Origin of the sequence: Sphingomonas sp. UV9 (assembly GCF_004101245.1) — a bacterium.
In the GTDB taxonomy this organism is placed as follows: Bacteria; Pseudomonadota; Alphaproteobacteria; order Sphingomonadales; family Sphingomonadaceae; genus Sphingomonas.
Window position 1 is genome coordinate 1,160,106 of record NZ_SCIN01000002.1, and the last position, 22,480, is coordinate 1,182,585.

21 protein-coding genes and 1 tRNA gene are annotated in these 22,480 nt (G+C 66.3%); 11 read left to right on the plus strand and 11 right to left on the minus strand.

Features of this window, described 5'->3' with window-relative positions:
- Positions 1-9: 9 nt before the first annotated feature.
- The 7 genes from EQZ23_RS11900 to EQZ23_RS11930 all read right to left on the minus strand — a co-directional run bounded on the left by EQZ23_RS11900 (position 10) and on the right by EQZ23_RS11930 (position 6,747).
- Positions 10-486 carry a nuclear transport factor 2 family protein gene (locus tag EQZ23_RS11900; RefSeq protein WP_164913437.1) on the minus strand — a complete coding sequence of 159 codons (477 nt, stop codon included), beginning with the start codon at positions 484-486 and terminating at the stop codon, positions 10-12.
- A 272-nt stretch (positions 487-758) separates the two neighbouring features.
- A tRNA-Lys gene (locus tag EQZ23_RS11905) sits at positions 759-834 on the minus strand.
- 155 nt (positions 835-989) lie between these two features.
- Positions 990-2,096, minus strand: coding sequence for a rod shape-determining protein RodA (gene rodA / locus EQZ23_RS11910; RefSeq protein ID WP_128454580.1), 1,107 nt, complete (start codon positions 2,094-2,096; stop codon positions 990-992).
- A 19-nt stretch (positions 2,097-2,115) separates the two neighbouring features.
- On the minus strand, positions 2,116-4,158 hold the full coding sequence (mrdA, locus tag EQZ23_RS11915; protein ID WP_206364250.1) for a penicillin-binding protein 2: 2,043 nt from the start codon (positions 4,156-4,158) through the stop codon (positions 2,116-2,118).
- Positions 4,159-4,184: 26 nt separating this feature from the next.
- Positions 4,185-4,715 carry a rod shape-determining protein MreD gene (locus EQZ23_RS11920; protein WP_128454582.1) on the minus strand — a complete coding sequence of 177 codons (531 nt, stop codon included), beginning with the start codon at positions 4,713-4,715 and terminating at the stop codon, positions 4,185-4,187.
- Between the two features lie 10 nt (positions 4,716-4,725).
- Positions 4,726-5,598, minus strand: coding sequence for a rod shape-determining protein MreC (gene mreC / locus EQZ23_RS11925; RefSeq protein ID WP_128454583.1), 873 nt, complete (start codon positions 5,596-5,598; stop codon positions 4,726-4,728).
- Positions 5,599-5,703: 105 nt separating this feature from the next.
- Positions 5,704-6,747: a rod shape-determining protein gene (locus tag EQZ23_RS11930; RefSeq protein WP_128454584.1), complete on the minus strand. Its 1,044-nt coding sequence runs from the start codon at positions 6,745-6,747 to the stop codon at positions 5,704-5,706.
- 169 nt (positions 6,748-6,916) lie between these two features.
- On the opposite strand from EQZ23_RS11930, the gene mutL reads away from it, so the two are divergent.
- Positions 6,917-8,722 (plus strand): DNA mismatch repair endonuclease MutL, encoded by a 1,806-nt coding sequence (gene mutL / locus EQZ23_RS11935; RefSeq protein WP_128454585.1) that lies wholly within the window; start codon positions 6,917-6,919, stop codon positions 8,720-8,722.
- Between the two features lie 129 nt (positions 8,723-8,851).
- Here mutL and EQZ23_RS11940 read toward each other — a convergent pair whose 3' ends face one another.
- A complete protein-coding gene (locus EQZ23_RS11940; RefSeq protein WP_128454586.1) occupies positions 8,852-9,571 on the minus strand; it encodes a hypothetical protein in 720 nt (239 codons plus the stop codon).
- A gap of 263 nt (positions 9,572-9,834) precedes the next feature.
- Between EQZ23_RS11940 and EQZ23_RS11945 the strand changes: the two genes are divergently transcribed.
- The 9 genes from EQZ23_RS11945 (at position 9,835) to EQZ23_RS11985 (ending at position 17,109) form a co-directional block, all read left to right on the plus strand.
- On the plus strand, positions 9,835-10,080 hold the full coding sequence (locus EQZ23_RS11945; protein WP_128454587.1) for a hypothetical protein: 246 nt from the start codon (positions 9,835-9,837) through the stop codon (positions 10,078-10,080).
- A 154-nt stretch (positions 10,081-10,234) separates the two neighbouring features.
- Complete coding sequence (rpsM, locus tag EQZ23_RS11950) at positions 10,235-10,603, plus strand: 30S ribosomal protein S13 (RefSeq protein ID WP_128454588.1); 369 nt, start codon at positions 10,235-10,237, stop codon at positions 10,601-10,603.
- Positions 10,604-10,687: 84 nt separating this feature from the next.
- Entirely contained in the window at positions 10,688-11,077 is a 390-nt protein-coding gene (rpsK, locus tag EQZ23_RS11955; RefSeq protein WP_031395237.1) for a 30S ribosomal protein S11, read from the plus strand.
- Positions 11,078-11,174: 97 nt separating this feature from the next.
- A complete protein-coding gene (locus tag EQZ23_RS11960; RefSeq protein ID WP_128454589.1) occupies positions 11,175-12,245 on the plus strand; it encodes a DNA-directed RNA polymerase subunit alpha in 1,071 nt (356 codons plus the stop codon).
- A 177-nt stretch (positions 12,246-12,422) separates the two neighbouring features.
- On the plus strand, positions 12,423-12,845 hold the full coding sequence (gene rplQ / locus EQZ23_RS11965) for a 50S ribosomal protein L17 (RefSeq protein WP_056047937.1): 423 nt from the start codon (positions 12,423-12,425) through the stop codon (positions 12,843-12,845).
- Positions 12,846-12,938: 93 nt separating this feature from the next.
- On the plus strand, positions 12,939-14,495 hold the full coding sequence (guaA, locus tag EQZ23_RS11970) for a glutamine-hydrolyzing GMP synthase (protein WP_128454590.1): 1,557 nt from the start codon (positions 12,939-12,941) through the stop codon (positions 14,493-14,495).
- Between the two features lie 81 nt (positions 14,496-14,576).
- Positions 14,577-15,500 (plus strand): subclass B3 metallo-beta-lactamase, encoded by a 924-nt coding sequence (gene bla, locus EQZ23_RS11975; RefSeq protein WP_128454591.1) that lies wholly within the window; start codon positions 14,577-14,579, stop codon positions 15,498-15,500.
- 5 nt (positions 15,501-15,505) lie between these two features.
- A complete protein-coding gene (locus EQZ23_RS11980) occupies positions 15,506-16,171 on the plus strand; it encodes a DUF969 domain-containing protein (RefSeq protein WP_128454592.1) in 666 nt (221 codons plus the stop codon).
- A complete protein-coding gene (locus tag EQZ23_RS11985; RefSeq protein WP_128454764.1) occupies positions 16,168-17,109 on the plus strand; it encodes a DUF979 domain-containing protein in 942 nt (313 codons plus the stop codon). The genes EQZ23_RS11980 and EQZ23_RS11985 overlap by 4 nt, the downstream gene beginning before the upstream one ends.
- Here the strand turns inward: EQZ23_RS11985 and EQZ23_RS11990 are convergent.
- The 3 genes from EQZ23_RS11990 to EQZ23_RS12000 are packed head-to-tail and all read right to left on the minus strand — an operon-like array spanning position 17,088 to position 19,236.
- Positions 17,088-17,579: a cupin domain-containing protein gene (locus tag EQZ23_RS11990; protein ID WP_128454593.1), complete on the minus strand. Its 492-nt coding sequence runs from the start codon at positions 17,577-17,579 to the stop codon at positions 17,088-17,090. The two genes, EQZ23_RS11985 and EQZ23_RS11990, sit on opposite strands and share 22 nt — an antisense overlap.
- Positions 17,579-18,673, minus strand: a complete 1,095-nt coding sequence (locus tag EQZ23_RS11995; protein WP_128454594.1) for a Gfo/Idh/MocA family oxidoreductase — start codon at positions 18,671-18,673, stop codon at positions 17,579-17,581. The genes EQZ23_RS11990 and EQZ23_RS11995 overlap by 1 nt, the downstream gene beginning before the upstream one ends.
- Positions 18,673-19,236, minus strand: coding sequence for a gluconokinase (locus EQZ23_RS12000; protein WP_240663528.1), 564 nt, complete (start codon positions 19,234-19,236; stop codon positions 18,673-18,675). The genes EQZ23_RS11995 and EQZ23_RS12000 overlap by 1 nt, the downstream gene beginning before the upstream one ends.
- A gap of 246 nt (positions 19,237-19,482) precedes the next feature.
- Between EQZ23_RS12000 and EQZ23_RS12005 the strand changes: the two genes are divergently transcribed.
- A complete protein-coding gene (locus EQZ23_RS12005; RefSeq protein WP_128454766.1) occupies positions 19,483-22,470 on the plus strand; it encodes a glycosyl hydrolase family 28-related protein in 2,988 nt (995 codons plus the stop codon).
- Positions 22,471-22,480 lie beyond the last annotated feature (10 nt).

Consider the following 22,480-nt stretch of genomic DNA (forward strand, 5'->3'; position numbering starts at 1 on the left):
CCAGAGCGGTTATTTGGGTGTACCGACCGCAGCCGCGGCGGTGGCGACCCGTTCTTCGAGCAGGGATACGCTCTCGCTCCCCACGCCACTCGGAGCGACTCTTGCGACCGCGCTCAAAGGGGACTGGTGGAGATGGACGATTTTCAGATCGCCGCCCGAGTCGCCCGACAGGACGAGCGTGGTGCGTAGATTGCTGACATGCCCATCGATGCTGACGCGATTGTGGAAGGTCGCGACCGCGGTGGAGCCCTCGATGCGAATCTCGGGAGACAGTATCTGCGAGCGACGATTGCCCTTGCCGAAATGGTCTTCGAAGCCGCGTTTATATTCTTCGAGACCATCGATGCGCGTCGGTGCCGAGACCGAAAACACACTCGTATCCTTGGCAAAGGCATTGAAGAAGGTTTCGTCGCCCGCATCATAGGCGCGCGCCCATTTCGTCAGGAAGCCCTTTACGTCTTCAGTCGACAAATTGCTGGTAGCCATCGCCATTCTCCTCAAGACGACCGCTGCGGACGAGCGGTATGCGTCGCCGACGAATCGGTCGAGAAGGACGCTAGAGTGGCGAGCTCACGCGGGGATCACGCAGGCATCACCATCCGGTCACGAAAGGGCACCTGACGACCGTGAGTGAGACATCGTGCCGGGGCACGCTGGGCGATCCTCGGCGCTCGCCGACGTGACAGGGCGCGCCAGCGGGCGAACCGCCGGTCAGCCGACCGTCGCTGCGTCTATCGCTTAATTACAGCTTGGAAAAATGGTGGACGCACTTGGGCTCGAACCAAGGACCCGCTGATTAAGAGTCAGCTGCTCTACCAACTGAGCTATGCGTCCATTCCGGAGCGGTTTTGAGTGGCGCCCTGGTGTGGCGCCCCGCTGCTGGAGGCGCGCTGTTAGCAGACTCGTCGGGGGCCGCAACCCCCTTTCGTCGATCCGAGTCCCTTTTCGCGAAATACGGCGTCTTTTTGCCGTTTATCCCGATTTTCGCTTCACCAGCCGACCGTCTTGCGGTTCTGGCGATCGATCGACATCAGGATGCCGAGGCACAGCAGCACCGTCATCTGCGCCGAACTGCCGAAGCTCACCAGCGGCAGCGGGATGCCGACGACCGGCGCTAGGCCCATCACCATCATCAGGTTGATCGCGACGTAGAAGAAGATCGTCGTCGCGAGGCCCGCCGCGGTCAGCCTGGCGAAGCGGCTGTTGGCGCGCTGCCCGACCTCGATCCCCCAGCGGATCACCAGCAGGAAGGCGAGGATCAGCAGGCAGCCACCGACCAGCCCCCATTCCTCCGCCATCGTCGCGAAGACGAAGTCGGTATGGCCTTCGGGGAGGTAGTCGAGATGGCTCTGCGTGCCCTGGAGGAATCCCTTGCCCCAGATCCCGCCCGAGCCGATCGCGATCTTCGACTGGCTGATGTGATAGCCGGTGCCGAGCGGGTCGCTCTCGGGATCGAGGAAGATCAGGATGCGGTTGCGCTGATAGTCGTGGAGCGCGAAGTTGATCGCCAGCGGGATCGCCACCGCGGCCGCGATCGCGCCGCCGACGAACAGCCGCAGGGGCACGCCCGCGAGGAACATGACCGTCGCGCCGCCCGAGGAGATCATCAGCGCGGTGCCGAGATCGGGCTGTTTCATCACGATCGCCGCGGGGATGGCGATCAGCAGCGCGGCGGGCCAGACGCCGCCGAACCGGCGTGTCTCACCGGGCGGGAGCATGTCGTAGAATTTCGCGACGGCCAGCACGATCGCGGGCTTCATGAACTCCGACGGCTGGAGGCGGATGAAACCGAAGTCGAGCCAGCGCTGCGATCCGCCCGAGACCTTGCCGAGGATCTCGACCGCGATCAGCGACAGCACGATCAGCGCATAGGCGGGCAGGGCGACCGCCTTCCAGGTGCGCTCGGGGATGTAGGACAGCCCCATCGCGCCTGCGAGCAGCACGAAGAAGCGGATACCCTGCGACAGCGCCCATGGCCGGAGCGATCCGCCCGCCGCCGAATACAGCACGATCTGCCCGAAACAGCCGATCGCGATCACCAGGATGATCACCAGCCAGGGAAGCTTGGCGAGCGGTTCGGGGACGATACGGTTCATCGTGGGCGCCTGTTGGGGGTCATTGCTGGCGGTCCCGCGTATCGTCCTCGGCGACCGTGCTGCCGGGCGTGGTGAGCGCTTCCTGCGTCGCGTTGGCCATGTCGGTGGCGTTGACGACCGCAGGGGCGTCGCTGGGCACGATCGCGTCGGTCTTGGTGGCGATCGCCGCGGGGGGGGCGGACTGCGCCTTGCGGTACGCCTCCGCGGTCGCCGCCATGCGGGTGCGGATGTCGCCGCCCCAGGTCGGTTCCACCTCGGCGAGCGATTTCAGCGCGCGCTCGCGGTCGAGCATATAGGTCATGATGTCGCGGCCGATCATCGGCGTGTCCAGGTTGCGCACGGTGTGGCCGTTATGCTCCAGTACGACCGCCAGCGCATAGCGCGGATTGTCGGCGGGCGCGAAACCGATGAACAGCGCATGGTCGCGCATCTTGAACGGGAGCTGGCCGTTCTTGAGCACGCCCGAGCGGCGCTCCGCCATCGTGATGCGGCGAACCTGCGCGGTGCCGGTCTTGCCCGCGATCGCGACGCCGGGGATGAGCAATTTGGCCGCGCCGCCAGTGCCGCCCTGGTTGATTACGCCGAACATCGCATCGCGAACGCGCGCGAGATGTTCGGAATCGATCGCGAGGGCAGGGGAGTCGCGGTGGACGTGGCTCGCCAATATGCTCGGCTGCAACGCTCGGCCCGACGCGAGCCGCGCCGCCATCACCGCGAGCTGCAACGGGTTGGCGAGCACATAGCCCTGGCCGATCGACGCGTTGAGCGAATCCGCGACGGTCCAGTCATGCTTGTATTTCTTCAGCTTCCACGCCGGATCGGGCACCGTGCCGTAACGCTGCGTCGAGAAGGGCAGGTCGAACTTCTGGCCGAGCCCCAGCACGCGCGCGACCGGCGCGATCGCGTTGTAGCCGACCCGGCGCGCCATCTCGTAGAAATAGATGTCGCAGCTCTGCATGATCGCGTTCTTGAGATCGAGCGGGCCATGGCCGCTCTTCTTGTGGCAATGGAACACGCTGGTCCCGAGCCGCATCGCGCCCGAGCAATTCACGCGGGTCGACGGATCGACGCCGGCGTTCATCAGCGCGAGGCCGTTCATCGGCTTGACGGTCGAGCCCGGCGGATACAGCCCCTGCGTCACCTTGTTCATCAGCGGCACGTGATCGTCGTCGCTCAGCATCTGCCACTCGAGATGGCTGATTCCGTCCGAAAAGCTGTTCGGATCGTACGCGGGCATCGAAACCATCGCGAGCATCTCGCCGGTGCGACAGTCGATGACGACGACCGACCCGGAGTTGGTGCCGAGGCGGCGCGCGGCATATTCCTGCAAGCCCACGTCGATCGTCAGCCGCGCGGTCTTGCCGGGCACGTCGGGTTTGGTGGCGAGTTCGGCGACCAGCTTGCCGCGCGCGGTCACCTCGACGCGCTTGGCCCCGGCGACACCGCGCAGTTCGTCCTCCAGCATCTTTTCCAGCCCGTCCTTGCCGAGCTTGAACCCGGGCGTCACGAGCAGCGGGTCGCGCGTCTTCTTGTACTGCTCGGCATTGGGCACGCCGACATAGCCGGTCAGATGCGCGACCGCGGCGCCCGCCGGATAGCTGCGCGCGAACCCGCGGGTGGGTGCGACGCCGGGCAGTTCGGGCAGGCGGACGCTGACCGCGGCGAACCGCTCCCAGTCGAGATTCTCCGCCACCTGGACCGGCTGGAACCCTGCGGCGTGCTCCAGGTCGATCGCGATCCGCTCGACTTCCTCGGGCGGCAGCTGGAGGATGCGGCCGAGCAAAGGCAGCACGCGCTCCTTGTCGCGAAGGCGATCGGGAATGATGTCGACGCGGAAATCGGTGCGGTTGTTGGCGATCGGCACGCCGTGGCGGTCGACGATCCAGCCGCGCCGCGGGGGCAGCAGCGTCATGTTCACGCGGTTGCTCTCGGACAGCATCGTGTAGCGCTCGTTCTGCGCGACCGACAGCCACGCCATCCGCCCGGCGAGCATGAGCCCGACCGCGCCTTGCGCGGCACCCAGCATCCAGGCGCGCCGCGAGAAGGTGTACGCCTGCGACATTTCGGTGACGATCCGCGGGGTATTCCTCACTCGGCGCCCCGCTTGTTCTGGATGAACGCGACGATCCGCGCGGCGAGCGGGAAGCACAGCATCGTCACGACGATCTGCGCGATCAGCACGGTATCGACATGCGCGCCGACCGGCACCGCGATGAACCGGCCGCCCAGGATGCACGCCGCGATCAGGCCGCTCGCGATCAGCCAGTCCTGCCAATAATCGCGGAACGCCAGCCGCTGTTCGAGCATGTCGATCCCGACGAACGCGAGCGACCACATCAGCACCGCGCTGCCGAGCGGCTGGCCGCTGACCAGATCGTCGAAGAAGCCGAGCGGTGCCGCCGCCCAGGGTCGGAACGCGAACCGCGCCAGCAGCCGCCACGCCAGTAGCATGACGAACCCGAACGGCGGCAGCAGCGGGATCGTCGCGACCACCGGGACGATCGTGACCAGCGACCCGGCCATGACGGTCGCCCAGGGGATCGCGCGGGCGCGACTGGCCGGGAGCTTGGTCTCGAACGGCTTGTAGTCGACGCTGTCGACGACGCGGGGGCGGCTCATCGCGGCACGCTCACTGCGGGGCGATCGGGCGCGGCGGCGGGACCGGCATGAACACCTTCTCGACCAGCGCGAAATCGAGCGTGTCGGGATCGGCGAAGGTGCGCGCCATCACCGAATCCGAGCCGGCCTTGGTGACGCGCGCGACCGGCACGCCGGGGCCGTAGATGCCGCCGGTGCCGGTCGTCACGAAGATGTCGCCCGCGTTGAAGCGGACGTTGGTCGCGTTGACCGAGCGGATGTCGACCATCCCGTCGCCGCGACCCGCCGCGATCGCGGGCAGGCCGTCGCGGGTACGGCGAACCGGCACGATGCTGTCGCCGTCGCTGAGCAACAGCACGCGCGCCGCGTTCGGCCCGGTCTCGACCACGCGCCCGATAAGGCCGTCTGGGCCGCGCACCGGCATGCCGGGTTTCACGCCACTCCACCGGCCGGCGTTGAGCAGGGCATAGCGCCGCCCGCTCGACGCGCTCGAACTCACCAGGCGCGCGGTGACCACCGGCTCCGGCGAACGTTCGCGGATTGCCAGCAACGATCGTAGCCGCCGGTTGTCATAGGCGATCGTACGCGCCCGCATCAGCAGCGCCCGTGTCCGCTCGCGATCCGCCCTGAGCGCGACGTTCTCCTGCTTCACGAAGAAGTAATTGCCGATCGCGTCGGGAATGCCCGAGATCGACGACCCGACCGCAGCGAAGCCCGTCGAGACCGGCGTGGTCACGCCTGCAATGCCCATCCGGAGTGCCGAAAACGCAGGTGGATTGAACGTGGACGCGACGAGCAGCACCAGGCCCACCACCGCTCCGGCGACGGCAAGCACATAGCCCAGGAACACACTATATTGCCGACGCCGGGAAAACCCCGTGCGCCGGTCGCGGGCTGGCGCCATGCGCCTGTCCCCCTGTCCTCTGGCGTCGCCGAGGCGTGGGGGGCGGTCCCCACGACTCGAACGGCGCGATTTCGTGTCCGCGTCTCTTACAACAAAACCAATCGGTTAGCCGCTCATCAGGACACCGCGGAACAGCGGGTCCTCCAACGCACGGCCGGTACCAAGCGCAACACAGGTCAGCGGGTCCTCGGCGACCGTCACCGGCAGGCCGGTCTCGTCGCGCAGCACCTCGTCGAGTCCCTGCAGCAGCGCGCCGCCACCCGTCAGCACAATGCCCTGATCGACGATATCGGCGGCGAGCTCGGGCGCGGTGTTCTCGAGCGCGACGCGGACACCCTCGACGATCGTCGCGACCGGCTCGCTGAGCGCTTCGGCGATCTGGCCCTGATTGATCTGGATCTCTTTCGGCACGCCGTTGACGAGGTCGCGGCCCTTGATCTGGATCATCATGCCGATGCCATCGGCGGGCGGCTTGGCGATGCCGACTTCCTTCTTGATCCGCTCCGCCGTCGCTTCGCCGATCAGCAGATTATGGTTGCGACGGACGTACGAGACGATCGCCTCGTCCATCTTGTCGCCGCCGACGCGCACCGACGTCGTGTAGGCGAGACCGCGCAGCGACAGCACCGCGACTTCGGTCGTGCCGCCGCCGATGTCGACGACCATCGACCCGATCGGCTCGGTGACGGGCATGTCCGCGCCGATCGCCGCCGCCATCGGCTCCTCGATCAGCCACACCTGCGATGCGCCCGCGTTCGACGCGGCATCGCGGATCGCGCGGCGCTCGACCTTGGTGGAGCCCGACGGCACGCAGATCACGATCTCGGGCCAGCGCGCGAACTTGCGGGGCCCATGCACTTTCTGGATGAAATATTTGATCATCTGCTCGGCGACGTCGATGTCCGCGATCACGCCGTCGCGAAGCGGGCGGATCGCCTCGATGTTGCCCGGCGTCTTGCCCATCATCATCTTGGCGTCGTCGCCGACCGCCTTGACGCGCTTGATGCCGTTGATCGTCTCGACCGCGACCACCGACGGCTCGTTCAAAACGATGCCGCGGCCACGGACGTAGACGACGGTGTTCGCGGTGCCGAGGTCGATCGCCATGTCGTGCGACATGAACTTGAAGAAACGCGAGTAGAAGGCCATTCAATCAGGGTCCCGTAATCCTGGCCGCCGGACAGGCGAACCACCACCAAAAGCACGTGCACACACACATCATCTCGCGTGACCCGCCGGTGATGTCGAACACCGGGTGCCTGTATTACGTGGCGTTTGCGGGTCGCGGGATGCCGTCGCTTGGTCTAGACGCAAACCCATGTCAATACGGCGTCTCCCCGAGCATCTCGTCAATCGCATCGCCGCCGGTGAAGTGGTGGAAAGACCCGCCAGCGCGTTGAAGGAGTTAGTCGAAAACGCGATCGACGCCGGCGCCGGACGCGTCGCGATTCTCCTTGTCGAAGGAGGCACTTTGCGGATCGAGGTGGCCGATGACGGCTGCGGGATGACCCCTGCCGACATGGCGCTGGCGCTCGAACGCCACGCGACCTCCAAGCTGCCCGACGAGTATATCGAATCGGTCGTGACGCTCGGTTTTCGCGGCGAGGCGTTGCCCTCGATCGCAAGCGTCGCGCGGCTCACGATCGAGAGCCGGATTCGCGGGAGCGAAGGCTGGGCGCGCACCGTCGACAATGGCCGCGTCGAGCGCGAAGGCCCCGCGGCCCTCCCGCCCGGCACGCGCGTGGTGGTCGAGGATCTGTTCGCCCGCGTTCCCGCCCGCCGCAAGTTCCTCCGCTCCCCCCGCGCGGAATACGCCGCCTGCCTAGACGTCGTCCGCCGCCTGGCGATGGCGCGACCGGACATCGGCTTCACGCTGGAGCATGACGGCCGCCGCGCGCTATCGGCGACGCAGGTCGAGGACCGGCCGGGCAGGGTGGCCACGCTCACCGACCGCGCGCTCGCCGACAATTCGGTGGCGATCGACCTGGAGCGCGAAGGTCTCGTGCTCGGCGGTGTCGCCAGCCTGCCGACCTATAATCGCGGCATCGCCGACCACCAGTATCTCTTCGTCAACGGACGGCCCGTGAAGGATCGCCTGCTGATGGGCGCGATCCGCGGCGCCTATGCCGAGATGCTCCCGCGCGACCGCCACGCGGTGGTGGCGCTCTTCCTCGACATCCCCACCGACCAGGTCGACGTCAACGTCCACCCCGCCAAGACCGAAGTCCGCTTCCGCGACCCTGCGATGGTAAGAGGCCTCATAGTCTCCGGCCTCCGCCGCGCGCTCGACGCGGCCGGCCACCGCAGCCAACGCGCCTCCGACTCCGCCCTATCGATGTGGCAACCAGAGCAAATCTCCTCTCCCCTCGGGGGAGAGGAAGGGGCCGGTCCGCAAAGCGGATGGGAAGGTGAGGGCACGCCCCAAAGACTAGCGTTGGAAGCGCGAAGCTACGGCTCGGTAAACGACGCGCGCCCAACCTTCTTCGCTGCCCCCCCACAGGCGCGCGCAGAACCCGCCTGGGCGCCCCCACCGCAAACCTCGGCCTTCCCGATGGGCGTAGCCCGAGGCCAGGTCGCAAAAACCTACATCGTCGCCGAAGCCGAAGACGGCCTGGTCCTCGTCGACCAGCACGCCGCGCACGAACGCCTGGTCCTCGAACGCATGCGCGCGGCCTTGAACGGCGGTACGGTCGCGAGCCAGGCGCTCCTGATCCCAGAAGTCGTCGAACTCGACGAATCCGCCTGCGACCGCCTCGAAGCCCGCGCCGAGGAATTGTCGGAATTCGGCCTCGACCTCGAACGCTTCGGCCCCCACGCGATGCTCGTCCGCGCCACCCCCGCGCTGCTCGGCCAAAGCGACCCCAAAGGCCTCGTCACCGACCTCGCCGACGAACTCGCCGCCTTCGACGAAGCGCTGTCGCTGAAAGAACGTCTAGACGCAGTCGCCGGCACGATGGCCTGCCACGGCTCCGTCCGCGCCGGCCGCATCCTGTCGGTCCCCGAGATGAACGCGCTCCTCCGCGAAATGGAAGTCACCCCCCATTCCGGCCAATGCAACCACGGCCGCCCGACCTGGGTAAAGCTCGCACACGGCGACATCGAGAAGCTTTTCGGGCGGAAGTAGCCGATGAAAATAGCGCCTATGGTTTGCGCCGAGCGCGAACGAGCGACGGCTTACGCCCAGTTGCGGGCGGACGCTGCGGTGCTAACATCCAGGAATGGACGATGTCGCTTCCTCGCGTTTCGCCAGCCTTCATTTCAGCGTCGGCGGGGCGAAATCGAGTATTGTGCGCGTGTATGTTTCGACCACTTCGCTGAATGGCGTTCCCGTCGGCGTTACGAGTAGCGCGCGGTTCTCTATGACGTGTTCAGGGATCTCCAGCGTCGGAGTCGCGCCCACGATCGGCGTGCCGTGATCCCAGCCGATCGGCAGGGGCGACCACAATAGCCGCGCCGACAGCGTCTGGCGGCGAAAGTGCAGCGGCTGCACGACGCGTCCGAAGGCGATGTCGCTATGGTCGAGCGCGGCGTTCATTGCCGGGGTCAGCCGCGACGGCACGTACCAATTGTCGGCTTCCGACAGGATATGGCTGCCGCATCGCAGGCGGACCCGCCGATACCGGATCGGCTCCCGGTCGCTCACGCGCAATTGTCGTCGCTGATCGGCGGTCGGGGCCTTGGTGACCGAAGAGTCGCGATCGGCGACGATCTTGCTCCCCTGCGCATCGATCCGGTGGGCCGCGCACCAGTCGTCGAGCGCCAGCGTGGCGCTGTCGCGGGTGAGCAAGTCGATCTCGAGGGCTTGGAGCGCTGCAAGGCTTTCGACCCGTCCGAGGGCGTCGCCCGGCCATGCGTGGCGCAGCGCGGGGATGGCTGAGGGCGGGGTAGCGGAGGGCGGGGTAGCGGAGGGCGGGGTCGCGGTGGAAGGCGCCGCGGACAGCAAGGCGGCGAGGATGCCGAAGCGGACGATCATGCATACTCCGATGTCTGTTAGGAGTCCCGATCGGACCGCCCGTCGGGACCGGACGCGCGTACGGCCCCGAACGTTGGTAGCGCTTGGTAGCTGCCCCCGCCAGACGGTGCCGGAAACGCGTGCGCTCTTACGAGCCCTTTGGCCGATCATCTGTTTTCGACTGCTGTGGGCACCATGATCCTTGCCCCATGATGCTGGCGTTTGTGCGCGAAGATTACGGTGCCGGGGTAGCGCCTTCGCGACGCGCAGGGCATGGCCTCCCTATGGACTCCCTATCCCTATTCGGCCTGGCCGCGGTCTCCTTTACGCTGCTATGCTATGCCAAGGAAGCTGGCTCCCATTGGTGGACGCTCGGTTTCGCGTTCGGGTGCGTGCTCGGCTCGATCTACGGGTTCCTCCAGGGGGCGTGGCCGTTCGGGGTGGTCGAGGTGATCTGGACCATCGTGTCGTTCCGGCGTTGGCTGAAGATGCGCCACACGCCTGCCTCCGGAGCGGAACCGCTCGCTTGACAGCGCGTTGGCGCGGGCTTATTCGAACTCTCCCCGACACGACGGTTCCGGCGGCGCTTGTTTGCGTTCGTCGCTATCGTGCGTTTCGGTTCATCGCTAAGAGATGGGGTCTGTGCAGCCATGCCGGACCTCGTGGAGCAGGAGAACCAAGTTCATGGCACGTATCGCGGGTGTTAATATCCCGACCAACAAGCGCGTGGTGATCGCGCTGACGTATATCCACGGCATCGGTTCGACCAAGGCCAAGCAGATCGTCACGAAGCTCGGCATCGCCGACACGGCTCGCGTCCAGGACCTGACCGACCAGGAAGTCCTGCACATTCGCGAGACGATCGACGCCGATCATACCGTCGAGGGCGATCTGCGCCGCCAGACCTCGATGAACATCAAGCGCCTGATGGATCTCGCCTGCTATCGCGGCCTGCGTCATCGCAAGGGCCTCCCGGTCCGCGGCCAGCGCACGCATACCAATGCGCGCACCCGCAAGGGCAAGGCCAAGCCGATCGCCGGCAAGAAGAAGTAATCCGCTTTTTAAACGGATTACTCCGCCGGCGCTGGTCCCAACGGACCGCCCGGCGTCACGCAGATACAGGTCAGGAAATACACCATGGCACGCGAACCTCAGCGCATTAAGCGGCGCGAGCGCAAGAACATCACCTCTGGCGTCGCTCACGTGAATGCCAGCTTCAACAACACGATGATCACGATCACCGATGCCCAGGGCAACGCGATCTCGTGGTCGTCGGCCGGCGCAATGGGCTTCAAGGGCTCGCGCAAGTCGACTCCGTATGCGGCCCAGGTCGCAGCGGAAGATGCCGGCAAGAAGGCCGCCGAGCACGGCGTCCGCACGATCGAAGTCGAGGTCAAGGGCCCCGGCTCGGGTCGCGAATCGGCATTGCGGGCACTTCAGGCAGTCGGTTTCCAGATCACGTCGATCCGCGACGTGACCTCGATCCCGCACAACGGCGTGCGCCCTTCGAAGCGTCGTCGCGTCTGATTCTCCGCCTCCCGTGCGCGGTTGATCGCGCCGCACGGGTGTATTTTATTGGTCGGCGGACACACCCGTTCGCCGGCCCCCAAATTAGGGGAAGCATGTGTCTGTCAACGCAAAGAACTGGCAGGAACTCAAGAAGCCCAGCGGCCTGGAGAAAAAGGCCGGTGGCGACACCAAGCGCAAGGCGACCTTCATCGCCGAGCCGCTCGAGCGGGGCTTCGGCCTGACGCTCGGCAACGCGCTGCGTCGCGTGTTGCTGTCGTCGCTGCAGGGTGCCGCCGTCACCTCGATCAAGATCGAGAACGTGCTGCATGAGTTCTCGAGCCTGGCCGGCGTCCGCGAGGACGTGACCGACATCGTCCTCAACGTGAAGCAGATCGCGATCCGCATGCAGGGCGAGGGGCCCAAGCGCCTCCAGCTTTCGGCAACGGGTCCGGGTGAAGTCAAGGCCGGCGACATCGCCGTCTCGGGCGACATCGAGATCATGAACAAGGATCTCGTGATCTGCCACCTCGATGAGGGTGCGACGCTCAACATGGAGCTGACCGCCGACATCGGTAAGGGTTATGTGCCCGCGACTGCAAACCGCCCGGCCGACGCGCCGATCGGTCTGATCCCGGTCGATGCGCTGTACTCGCCGGTACGGCAGGTTTCGTACAAGGTCGACCCGACTCGCGTTGGGCAGGACCTGGATTACGACAAGCTGACGCTGACGATCGAAACCGACGGCACGATCACCCCGGAAGACGCAGTCGGCTATGCCGGTCGCATCCTCCAGGACCAGCTCGCGCTGTTCGTCCACTTCGACGATTCGTCGGTCACCCGTTCGTCCGCGCCGATCGGCCACGCAGCACCCGCTGCCGGTGGTGCGGAGCCCGCAGGCGACACGCAGCAGATCAACCGTTACCTTCTCAAGAAGGTCGACGAGTTGGAGCTGTCGGTGCGTTCGGCGAACTGCCTCAAGAACGACAACATCATCTATATCGGCGATCTGGTCGGCAAGACCGAAGCCGAGATGCTGCGTACGCCTAACTTCGGCCGTAAGTCCTTGAACGAGATCAAGGAAGTGCTGTCGTCGATGGGTCTTCGCCTGGGGATGGAAATCCCCGGCTGGCCGCCTGAGAACATCGAAGAGATGGCCAAGAAGCTCGAGCAGGAAATCATGGGGTAAGCGACATCGGGCCCATGCCGTCGCTCCAGCGAAAGCTGGGGTCTCGCGGTACGGGTCCGGTCCGCCCTCATGGAGATCCCAGCGTTCGCTGGGATGACGGATATTCGGGTGGGCCGCCGTCCCCACCAGCTCCCGGGTACCTCATACGGCCCCTGAACGAACCAGAAGGTATTAAACATGCGCCATCGCGTAGGCGGCCGTAAGCTTCAGCGGACCTCGGCCCACCGTCTTGCTCTGTTCCGCAACATGAGCGCCGCGCTCATCAAGCACGAGCAGATCACCACCACCGTCGCCAAGGCAAAGGAACTGCGTCCCTACGTCGAAAAGCTGATCACGCTCGCGAAGAAGGGTGGCCTGTCCAACCGTCGTCTCGCGCACGGCAAGCTGCTCGACGATGCGCAGCTGATCAAGCTGTTCGACACGCTCGCGACCCGCTATGCGGACCGCAACGGTGGCTACACCCGCGTCATCAAGGCCGGTATCCGCATGTCGGACGCCTCGCCGATGGCCGTCATCGAGTTCGTCGACCGCGACGTCTCGGCAAAGGGCCAGGATTCGGGTCCGGTGATGTCGGACGAGGATTACAACGAAGCGGCATAATCCCCGCCTTCGTCTGATCGATTTGAGGCCGCGTTTCCCATCCGGGAGGCGCGGCCTCTTTCGTTCAGGCCTCCATCCGGCTATGCGCCCGACATGGAGCACCCAGACAGCATTCTCATCGTCGATTTCGGCAGCCAGGTAACCCAGCTGATCGCGCGCCGCGTCCGCGAGGCTGGCGTCTATAGCGAGATCGCCCCCTTCCAGTTGGCCGAAGCCGCGTTCGACCGGATGCAGCCCAAGGGCATCATCCTCTCCGGCGGCCCCGCCTCGGTCACCACCGAGAACTCTCCGCGCGTGCCCCAGCACTTCTTCGAGGCCGGTATCCCGATCCTCGGCATCTGCTACGGCCAACAGGTCATGTCCGCGCAGCTCGGCGGCAACGTGATCGTCTCCGGCGATGGCGGCGAGTTCGGCAGCGCGTTCATCGAGGTGAAGAGCGCGTGTTCGCTGTTCGACGGCCTGTGGGCCGAAGGCGAGCGCCATCAGGTCTGGATGAGCCACGGCGACAAGGTCGATGCGATCCCGCCCGGCTTCACCCCCGTCGCGGTCTCGACCGGCGCGCCCTATGCGATCGTCGCCGACGAGGCGCGGCGTTTCTACGGCGTTCAGTTCCATCCCGAGGTCGTCCACACGCCCGATGGCGGCAAGCTGATCGCCAACTTCGCGCGCCACGTCTGCGGGCTCAGCGGCGACTGGACGATGGCCGAGTTCCGCGACAACAAGATCGCGGAGATCCGCGCCCAGGTCGGCAAGGGCCGCGTCATCTGCGGCCTGTCGGGCGGCGTCGACTCCGCGGTCGCAGCCGTGCTGATCCACGAGGCGATCGGCGAGCAGCTCACCTGCGTCTATGTCGACCACGGCCTGATGCGCGCGGGCGAGAGCGAGCAGGTCGTCAGCCTGTTCCGCGGCGCGTACAACATCCCGCTGATCCATGTGAACGTCGAGGAGCTGTTCCTCAGCGGCCTCGCGGGGATCACCGATCCCGAGCTGAAGCGCAAGTTCATCGGCAAGACCTTCATCGACGTGTTCGATACCGAGGCGAAGAAGCTCGGCGGCGCTGAGTTTCTCGCGCAGGGGACGCTGTATCCCGACGTGATCGAGAGCGTCAGCTTTACCGGCGGCCCGTCGGTGACGATCAAGAGCCATCACAATGTCGGCGGCCTGCCCGAGCGCATGAACATGAAGCTGGTCGAGCCGTTGCGCGAGCTGTTCAAGGACGAGGTCCGCGTGCTCGGGCGCGAGCTCGGCCTGCCCGAGATCTTCGTCGGTCGTCATCCGTTCCCCGGGCCCGGCCTCGCGATCCGCATTCCCGGCGAAGTCACCAAGGAACGCTGCGACATCCTGCGCAAGGCCGACGCGATCTATCTCGAGGAAATCCGCGCGGCGGGGCTCTACGACACGATCTGGCAGGCGTTTGCGGTGCTGTTGCCGGTCCGCAGCGTCGGCGTGATGGGCGACGGCCGCACCTACGACAACGTGCTTGCCCTGCGTGCGGTCACCTCGACCGACGGCATGACCGCGCAGGCGTTCCAGTTCCCCGGTGACTTCCTGCCTCGCGTCGCGACCCGGATCATCAACGAGGTCAAGGGCATCAACCGCGTGACCTACGATTATACGAGCAAGCCGCCCGGCACGATCGAGTGGGAATAAGCTAGACGCATATTTGCAATCCTCCGCCGCAAGGAGGAGGTGGCTGGCACTTGCCAGACGGAGGGGGAGGACACGAAACAGATGGCATCGCGTACCGCCCCCTCCGTCAGGCTATACCTGCCACCTCCCCCTGGCGGGGGAGGATCGCTGGGTTTTCGCACCAGATCACTGGTCGGCGCACTTGCAATCGTCGCGGGCGCGCCGTTGCTAATCGGCGCGGCTGATCCGCCTGCGTGGACGCGGCCACAGGCGCCGTTCCCGATCGCCGGCCCGATTACCTATGTGGGTAGCGAAGGCATTGCCGCGTACCTGATCAGGACCAGCGCTGGCGCGATCCTGATCGACGGTACGCTTGCCGAAAATGCCGAGATGGTCGAGCGCAACATCGTCGCTGCGGGCGTGCCGCTCCGCGACGTCAAGCTGATCCTCGTCACCCACGCGCACTTCGATCATGCCGCCGGTATCTCCGCGATCAGGCGCGCAACTGGCGCGCGCGTCGTCGGTGGCGCCCGCGATGTCCGCGCGCTCGAGACCGGCGTGCCACCGGGCGAGACCAACTACGGCGTGATCCGCTTTCCCGCGGTCGACGTCGATCGCGGTGTTCGTGATCGCCAGACGGTTACCTTAGGCAACGTCGCGCTGACGGCGCGCGCGACACCGGGGCACACCCCCGGCTGCACCACTTGGACGATGCGGATCCCCGCCAAGCCGCGCCCGCTTGACGTCGTTTTCCCTTGCAGCGTCAGCGTCGCGGGCAATCGCCTGATCGGCAACCGGGCCTATCCCGGCATCGTCGCCGATTACCGTCGCAGCATCGCCATGCTTGGCACGTTGCACGCCGATATAGTCCTGCCGTCGCACCCCGAACTCGCGGACGTGCTCGCCCGCGGTAAACGGCGCAAGGCGGGCGACAAGACCGCGTTCGTCGATCCGACGCTGCTGCCAAGGATCGTCACAAAGGCCAAGGCGGCGTTCGACGCGGACCTCGCGAAGCAGGCACGATAGACGGCGTGTTGGTCCTGTGTGGCATCGCGGTGATCGTCGCCGGCTTCCTGCTCCGGTTCAATCCGCTGCTGGTCGTCGCCGTCTCGGCGCTCGTCACCGGCCTCGCTGCGGGCATCGCCCCGCTCGCGATCCTCGCCGCGTTCGGCAAGGCGTTCAACGAGAACCGCTACGTCACGGTGATCTACATCGTCCTGCCGGTGATCGGCCTGCTCGAACGCCACGGCCTCCAGGAGCGCGCGCGGCTCGCCATCGCCAAGCTGAGAGGCGCGACCGTTGGGCGCCTGCTGATCGGTTATCTGCTGTTTCGGCAGCTTACTGCAGCGCTCGGCCTGACGTCGATCGCCGGCCCGGCGCAGAGCGTCCGCCCGCTGGTCGCGCCGATGGCCGAAGCCGCTGCCGAAGCGCAAGGGTTGCCGCCCGGCGGCGACCGCATCCCGGCGATGGCCGCCGCGACCGACAACATCGGACTGTTCTTCGGCGAGGATATCTTCATCGCGATCGGATCGATCCTGCTGATGAAGGGCGTGCTGGAGGGATACGGCATCGTCATCCAGCCGCTCCACCTGTCGATGTGGGCGATCCCGACCGCGATCGCCGCGTTCGTGATCCACGGTTTCCGCCTGTGGCTGCTCGATCGTCGACTGGCGCGGGCACGGTGGTCGACCAAGTGATCGGCACGGGCTTCATCTACGGCGTCGCGGGCGCAATGTTCGCGGCCTTTGCGATCCTGAGCGCGATTGACCGCACCAACCCGAAGCGCTTGGGCAACGCGGCGTTCTACGCGGTGCTGGCGATCAGCTTTCTGCTCGGCGGGCGGCTGGGCGATATCGGCAACGGCGTGCTGGTCCTGGCGCTCGTCGCAATCGCCGGATCGGGCGCAATGGGGCGGGGCGGGCGTGCGACTACCTCGCTTGACGAACGACGCGCCGAAGCCGCGCGGCTCGGCAACCGGATATTCCTGCCTGCGCTGATCATCCCCGCCGCAGCACTCGGCGGCACCGTTCTCTTCCGCGCGGTCCCAAGCCTCGTCGATCCGAAACAGGCAACGCTCGTTGCGCTCACCTGTGGCGTGCTCATCGCACTGGTCGCCATGCACCTCTGGTTCCGACCCCGCCCGACGACGCCGCTTGCGGAAGGCGTGAGGCTGATGGACGCGATAGGTTGGGCAGCAGTGCTCCCGCAAATGCTGGCGAGCCTCGGCGCGGTCTTCGCGCTCGCCGGTGTCGGCGACGTGGTGGGTGGTCTGGCCGGGCATGCGATTCCGGAGGGCAGCCTGATCGGCGCAGTGCTCGCCTACACGCTCGGCATGGCGTTGTTCACGATGGTGATGGGTAACGCGTTCGCGGCGTTCCCGGTGATGGCCGCGGCGATCGGCATCCCGCTGCTCGTGCGGCAGTACGGTGGCGACCCCGCCGTCGTCGCGGCGATCGGTATGCTCAGCGGGTTCTGCGGCACGCTGATGACGCCGATGGCCGCGAACTTCAATCTCGTCCCCGCCGCGCTGCTGGAGTTGAAGGACAAGAACGCCGTCATCCGCGCGCAGGTGCCGACCGCGCTGCCGCTGCTCGCGGTCAACATAGGCCTGCTCTACTGGTTGGGTTTCCGCTGACCTGACGTCCTGATCTTGGTTCCGAGCATGACCAGATGACCGTCGATGCCGAACCAGTGCGGCACCCCCGCCGGGATCAGGAACACGTCGCCGACCGCGAGCTTGCGCGTCGTCCCCCCTTCGATCCGGTCGCCTTCGACAAGCCCGGGAAAGCGCAGCTTCGGCGCGACCAGCGTGCCGCCCGACACCAGCGTCCCAGACCCTGCCATTACGGTCGCATATTCGGCTTCGTCCGGGTGCACCGCAGGCTTGCCCGGCGCCTTCCAATATTCGAGCGCTGCAGTCGTCCCGCCCGCCAGCACCAGCGGCGCGTAGGCGAATCCTTGCCCCGGCTTCATCGTCTTCTCCAACGCAACGATCCCCGCGCGAACGTCGGCCGATGCAGCGAAGCTCGTCGGATCACGTGTGGTCTGGGCGGGCAGCGCGGAGGTCGCGACGAGCGCGACGGCGGCGGCGAGCAGCGGCCGCATCACAGCTTCACCGTCCGGCCTTCGCGTGCGGAGCGATAGATCGCCTCGACGATCCGGATGTCGCGCAGGCCTTCCTCGCCGGAGACGATCGGCTCGCGCCCGTCGAGGATGCATTCTGCGAGATGATCGAGCTGCCCCGCGAACTGCGTCTTGCCGGGGCCGGGCGGGGGGCTGGTGATCGCGCGCTCGCGACCGTCGCGGCCGGTCCATAACTGATTGCCGTCATAGCGTGTCGCCGGTTCCAGCTCGACGCGGCCCTTGTCGCCCATCAGCAGGATGTGGTTCTGGTTGGCGCTGTACATCGACTGGCAGCCGGCAATCGCGCCGGAGGGAAATTCCAGCGTCCATTCGATCATGTCCTCGACCTCGCGGAAACGCGGATCGCGACGGTCGGTGGATTCGCGCGCGGTCACCGCGATCGGCTCCTCGCCCGTCATGTAGCGCGCGGCCTGGAGGCTGTAGATGCCCATGTCCATCAGCGAACCGCCGCCCGCCATCGCGCGCTTCAATCGCCATTTGCTCGGATCGCCCTGGACGAAGCCGTGCTCGGAACGGACGTAGCGGATCTTGCCCGCCGCGCCGGACTTCGCCAGCCGCATCGCCTCCAGGTTGAACGGCTCGAAGTGGCAGCGATAGCCGATCATGAGCTTCTTGCCGGCCGTCTTGCACGCGCGGATCATCGCCTCGCACTCTGCGACCGAGATCGCCATCGGCTTCTCGCACATCACGTGCTTGCCGGCCTTGGCGGCGCGCATGGTGTATTCGGCGTGCATCGAGTTCGGCAGGCAGACATAGACGATGTCGACGTCTGGATTGTCACGGATGCGATCGAAGTCGACGTAGGAGTAGATCGACCGCTCGGGAACGTCGTATTTGGTTGCGGTCGCGAGCGCCTTGGTTCGGTCTCCGCTGACCAGCGCGGTTACGCGCGAATGCTCGCAATTGACGAACTGCGGCAGGATCGTCTCGAGCCCGTAATAGCCGAGCCCGACGATCGCATAGCCGAGCTTGCGCGGTGGCGTCGCGCAGCCAGCGCTCGACGTCGCTGCAAGCGTGGCGGCGGCAACGAGCAGATCACGTCTTCCGAGTTCCATTACACAGCCCTCCCGAGGCGTTCTTGGTCGTGAACCGGTTTCTCGCGCAGGATCCAATCGAGCGCGACATCGCAGGCACGATCGGGCGACAGCCCGGCGGAGAGGGTGAGGGCGCGCTCGTCGGGCTGGGGCTTTTCCAGCGTGTCGAGTTGGCTCGTGATGAGGCTGGTCGGCATGTAGTGGCCCGAACGATGAGCCAGCCGCCGTGACAGTTCATGCTGGTCGGTCGTGTCGAGGAACACGAATAGCAGCGGAATGCCGGCCATCCGGGACAGCCGTTCGCGGTAGATACGCTTCAACGCCGAGCAGGCGGCGATCGCGACGCCCTCGGTCCCGGACGCATCGCGCAGGCTGGCGGCGACGCGGTCGAGCCACGGCCAGCGATCCTGATCGTCGAGCGGCTGGCCCGCCCGCATCTTCGCAACGCTGTGCGGCGTATGGAAAGCGTCTCCCTCGAGGAATTGGCAGCCGAGGCGGGAGGCCAGCGCCGCGCCGATGGTCGATTTGCCACTGCCGCTCACCCCCATGACGACGATCGCATAGCGGGCGGCAGCGGGTGGCATTTGTACGCGTTGGTCGGGGGAAGACACGGGTTCTCCATGGCAGGACGGGATCGGTCGTATCATCAGGCGCGAGCCGCGGGTCCCTCTATCCGGGAAATGCGGTGCGGCGCCTATTACGACCTTGGTCGTGATCGTCCGCGGTAGACGGATGCACTATTCGAAACGACCGATGCAGGAGTCCGTTTCATGATCCACGCCCCGCGAGCGAATACGTGCGGTTTCGCGGTCCTTGCCGCCGCTCTCGCGATGACATGGGCGCCGGCGTCTGCCGCATCGCGCTCGGCGTTCCTGAGCGCCCCCGCCGACCGCCGCGCGGTGACGGTGCGTGGGCAAGGCGACGGGGTGGCAGACGATACCGTGGCGCTTCAGCTTGCGATCGATACCGCGGCGAGGGCGACGGGCGGCGAGGGCATCGTCTTCCTGCCCGCAGGCCGCTACCGCATTTCGAGGACGGTCTTTATCTGGCCGGGCGTCCGCCTGTTCGGGATCGGCAAGACCCGGCCGGTGATCATGCTCGGGGCGGCGACCCCCGGTTTCCAGACCGGCGTGGCGACCATGCTGTTCTTCACCGGCTCGCGTGCCGATAGTCGCGCTGCGCCGCCGAAGGTCCCGGTACCGCCGCCCACCAGCGTGCCGTTCGACCCGACGATCGGCGATGCGAATTCCGGCACTTTCTATTCGGCGATGAGCAACGTCGATTTCGAGATCGGCGACGGCAATCCCGCCGCGACCGCGGTGCGCTTCCACCTGGCGCAGCACGCGTATCTCAGCCATATCGACTTCCATATCGGATCGGGGCTCGCCGGCATCTATCAGGTCGGCAATATCGGCCAGGACCTGCGATTTTTCGGCGGTCGCTACGGGATACTCACCGAGAAGACGTCGCCCGCGTGGCAATATACTTTGCTCGATTCGACGTTCGAGGGGCAGCGCGACGCGGCGATCCGCGAGCATGAGGCCGGGCTGACGCTGGTCAACACCAGCATCCGCAACGTGCCGGTCGGGATCGAGATCGACCGCGGCTATGGCGACTGGCTGTGGGGCAGGGACGTGCGGTTCGAGAACGTCTCCGACGCGGCGGTCGTGATCAGCAACGAAGACAATGTCTACACGCAGATCGGCTTCGAGAATGCGACCGCCAGCGGCGTACCCGTGTTCGCCCGCTTCCGCGACAGCGGGAAGACGGTGGCGGGGCGGGGCGCGAGATACCGGGTCAAGGCGTTCTCCTACGGTCTGACGCTGCCTGGGCTGGGCGCGCCGGGCGCTTACGAGACGCGTGTCGATGCTGCACCGATCGCGGCCATGCCGAAGCGCGTGGAGCCGGCGATCCGATCGCTGCCGCCGGTGGCGGAGTGGTTCGACGTGCGCAGCCAAGGCGCGAAGGGCGACAACGCCAGCGACGATACGGCGGCGATCCAGCGCGCGATCGATAGGCACCGCGTCGTGTATTTCCCCAGCGGCTTCTACCGCGTCTCCGACACGCTCAAATTGCGGTCGGACAGCGTGCTGATCGGCCTTCACCCCGATCTGACGCAGATCGTGCTTGCCGACGATACGCCGGCGTTTCGTGGCATCGGTCCGGCCAAGGGGCTGGTCGAGAGCGCGAAGGGCGGCGCCGCGATCGTCTCGGGTATCGGCCTGTTCACCGGCGGCGTGAACCCGCGCGCGACCGCGCTGGTGTGGAAGGCGGGGGCCGAATCGCTGGTCGACGACGTCCGGTTCCACGGCGGCCATGGTTCCAACGGTCCCGATGGCGTGCGTATCGATCCCTACAACGCAAACCACACCGCCGATGCCGATCCGCGCAAACGCTGGGACGGGCAATATGCGAGCCTGTCGGTTACCGATGGCGGTGGCGGGACCTTCAGCAATCTGTGGACGCCCAACACATTCGCCGCGGCCGGGCTGTACGTCTCGAATACGAGCACGCCGGGCCATGTGTACGAGTTGTCCGCCGAGCATCACGCACGGGCCGAGATCGTGCTGGACGGTGTGAAGAACTGGGAGTTCCTCGCGCCGCAGACCGAGGAGGAAGCCGGCGAGAGCCGCGACGCCGTGTCGATCGAAGTTCGCAATTCGAGCAATATCCTGTTCGCCAACTACCACGCCTATCGCGTCACCCGGTCGCTCCAGCCTGCGTCGAGCGCGGTCAGGCTCTACAATTCCGACGATATCCGCTTTCGCAACGTCCATGTGAATGCGGAAAGCGGACTGCCGTTCTGCGACCGCGACGGTTGCAGCACGGACCTGCGCGCGAGCAAATTCCCCTACGAGAATGCGGTTCACGACATGACCACCGGCCTTGAGGTGCGAGAGCGCGAGTTCGCGGTACTCGACGTGAAGCGCGGCGCCGCGCCAATCGCCAGCGTGGGCGGCCCCGTCGTGCGGAAACTGGAGGACGGTTTCTACGCAATCGCGGGGGCGGCGGTGGATGCGAAGGGCAAGCTCTACTTTGTCGAGCATAATACACATCGCATCTATGGCTGGTCGGCCGGCGAGGGGCTGTCGGTCGCGGCCGACGCACCGCTCGATCCGGTCAACCTTGCGGTCGATCGTTCGGGCAATTTGATGGTGCTGTCGTCGGATGGCGCGGCGGGCACGGTCTACAGCGTCAAGCCCGGCCACTCCGACAGCCTTGCGGTGATCGCACCGACCCCGGTCGCGACCCACCCCAATGCGAGCGTCGCGGTGCCGGGGAATTACTGGGTGAATGGCGAGTTCAAGGACCAGATCGATCCGACGACCTACCAGTTCACCACCCTCGGCCAGATGTTCGCGCGCGACATGGCCGCACCCAAGGCGCGCGAATATGTGTCGCCCGACGGTTCGCTCGTGCTGCCCGCCTATCGCACGGTCCAGCAGGGGCCACCGAACCAACTCGGCTGGCGCTTCTCGGACGCGCTCGACACCTATGGGTTCGTCAAGGCCAGGCCCGGCGAGCGCGTGTTCGTCAGCAACGGGTCCGAGGCGAAGACCTATAGCGGATTGCTGGGTGCGGGCGGCAGCGTTACCGACCTGAAGCCGTTCGCCAATCGTGGCGGCGAGAGCGTCGCGGTCGGACCGGACGGACGCGTGTATCTCGCCAACGGCCAGGTGTTCGTCCATGCCGCCGACGGCCGCGAGACGGCGCGGATCGACGTGCCCGAACGTCCGCTGCAACTGATCTTCGGCGGTGTCGACGGACGGACGCTGTTCATCCTGACGCACCACGCGCTCTATGCCGTCGAGCCCTGACCGCATGACC

Excerpts from the sequence above, each read along its gene's own strand:
- EQZ23_RS11900 (WP_164913437.1), bottom strand. The coding sequence starts at position 486 with ATGGCTACCAGCAATTTGTCGACTGAAGACGTAAAGGGCTTCCTGACG.
- rodA (WP_128454580.1), bottom strand. The coding sequence starts at position 2,096 with ATGAACCGTATCGTCCCCGAACCGCTCGCCAAGCTTCCCTGGCTGGTG.
- mrdA (WP_206364250.1), bottom strand. The coding sequence starts at position 4,158 with ATGTCGCAGGCGTACACCTTCTCGCGGCGCGCCTGGATGCTGGGTGCC.
- EQZ23_RS11920 (WP_128454582.1), bottom strand. The coding sequence starts at position 4,715 with ATGAGCCGCCCCCGCGTCGTCGACAGCGTCGACTACAAGCCGTTCGAG.
- mreC (WP_128454583.1), bottom strand. The coding sequence starts at position 5,598 with ATGGCGCCAGCCCGCGACCGGCGCACGGGGTTTTCCCGGCGTCGGCAA.
- EQZ23_RS11930 (WP_128454584.1), bottom strand. The coding sequence starts at position 6,747 with ATGGCCTTCTACTCGCGTTTCTTCAAGTTCATGTCGCACGACATGGCG.
- mutL (WP_128454585.1), top strand. The coding sequence starts at position 6,917 with ATGTCAATACGGCGTCTCCCCGAGCATCTCGTCAATCGCATCGCCGCC.
- EQZ23_RS11940 (WP_128454586.1), bottom strand. The coding sequence starts at position 9,571 with ATGATCGTCCGCTTCGGCATCCTCGCCGCCTTGCTGTCCGCGGCGCCT.
- EQZ23_RS11945 (WP_128454587.1), top strand. The coding sequence starts at position 9,835 with ATGGACTCCCTATCCCTATTCGGCCTGGCCGCGGTCTCCTTTACGCTG.
- rpsM (WP_128454588.1), top strand. The coding sequence starts at position 10,235 with ATGGCACGTATCGCGGGTGTTAATATCCCGACCAACAAGCGCGTGGTG.
- rpsK (WP_031395237.1), top strand. The coding sequence starts at position 10,688 with ATGGCACGCGAACCTCAGCGCATTAAGCGGCGCGAGCGCAAGAACATC.
- rplQ (WP_056047937.1), top strand. The coding sequence starts at position 12,423 with ATGCGCCATCGCGTAGGCGGCCGTAAGCTTCAGCGGACCTCGGCCCAC.
- guaA (WP_128454590.1), top strand. The coding sequence starts at position 12,939 with ATGGAGCACCCAGACAGCATTCTCATCGTCGATTTCGGCAGCCAGGTA.
- bla (WP_128454591.1), top strand. The coding sequence starts at position 14,577 with ATGGCATCGCGTACCGCCCCCTCCGTCAGGCTATACCTGCCACCTCCC.
- EQZ23_RS11990 (WP_128454593.1), bottom strand. The coding sequence starts at position 17,579 with ATGCGGCCGCTGCTCGCCGCCGCCGTCGCGCTCGTCGCGACCTCCGCG.
- EQZ23_RS11995 (WP_128454594.1), bottom strand. The coding sequence starts at position 18,673 with ATGGAACTCGGAAGACGTGATCTGCTCGTTGCCGCCGCCACGCTTGCA.
- EQZ23_RS12000 (WP_240663528.1), bottom strand. The coding sequence starts at position 19,236 with ATGCCACCCGCTGCCGCCCGCTATGCGATCGTCGTCATGGGGGTGAGC.
- EQZ23_RS12005 (WP_128454766.1), top strand. The coding sequence starts at position 19,483 with ATGACATGGGCGCCGGCGTCTGCCGCATCGCGCTCGGCGTTCCTGAGC.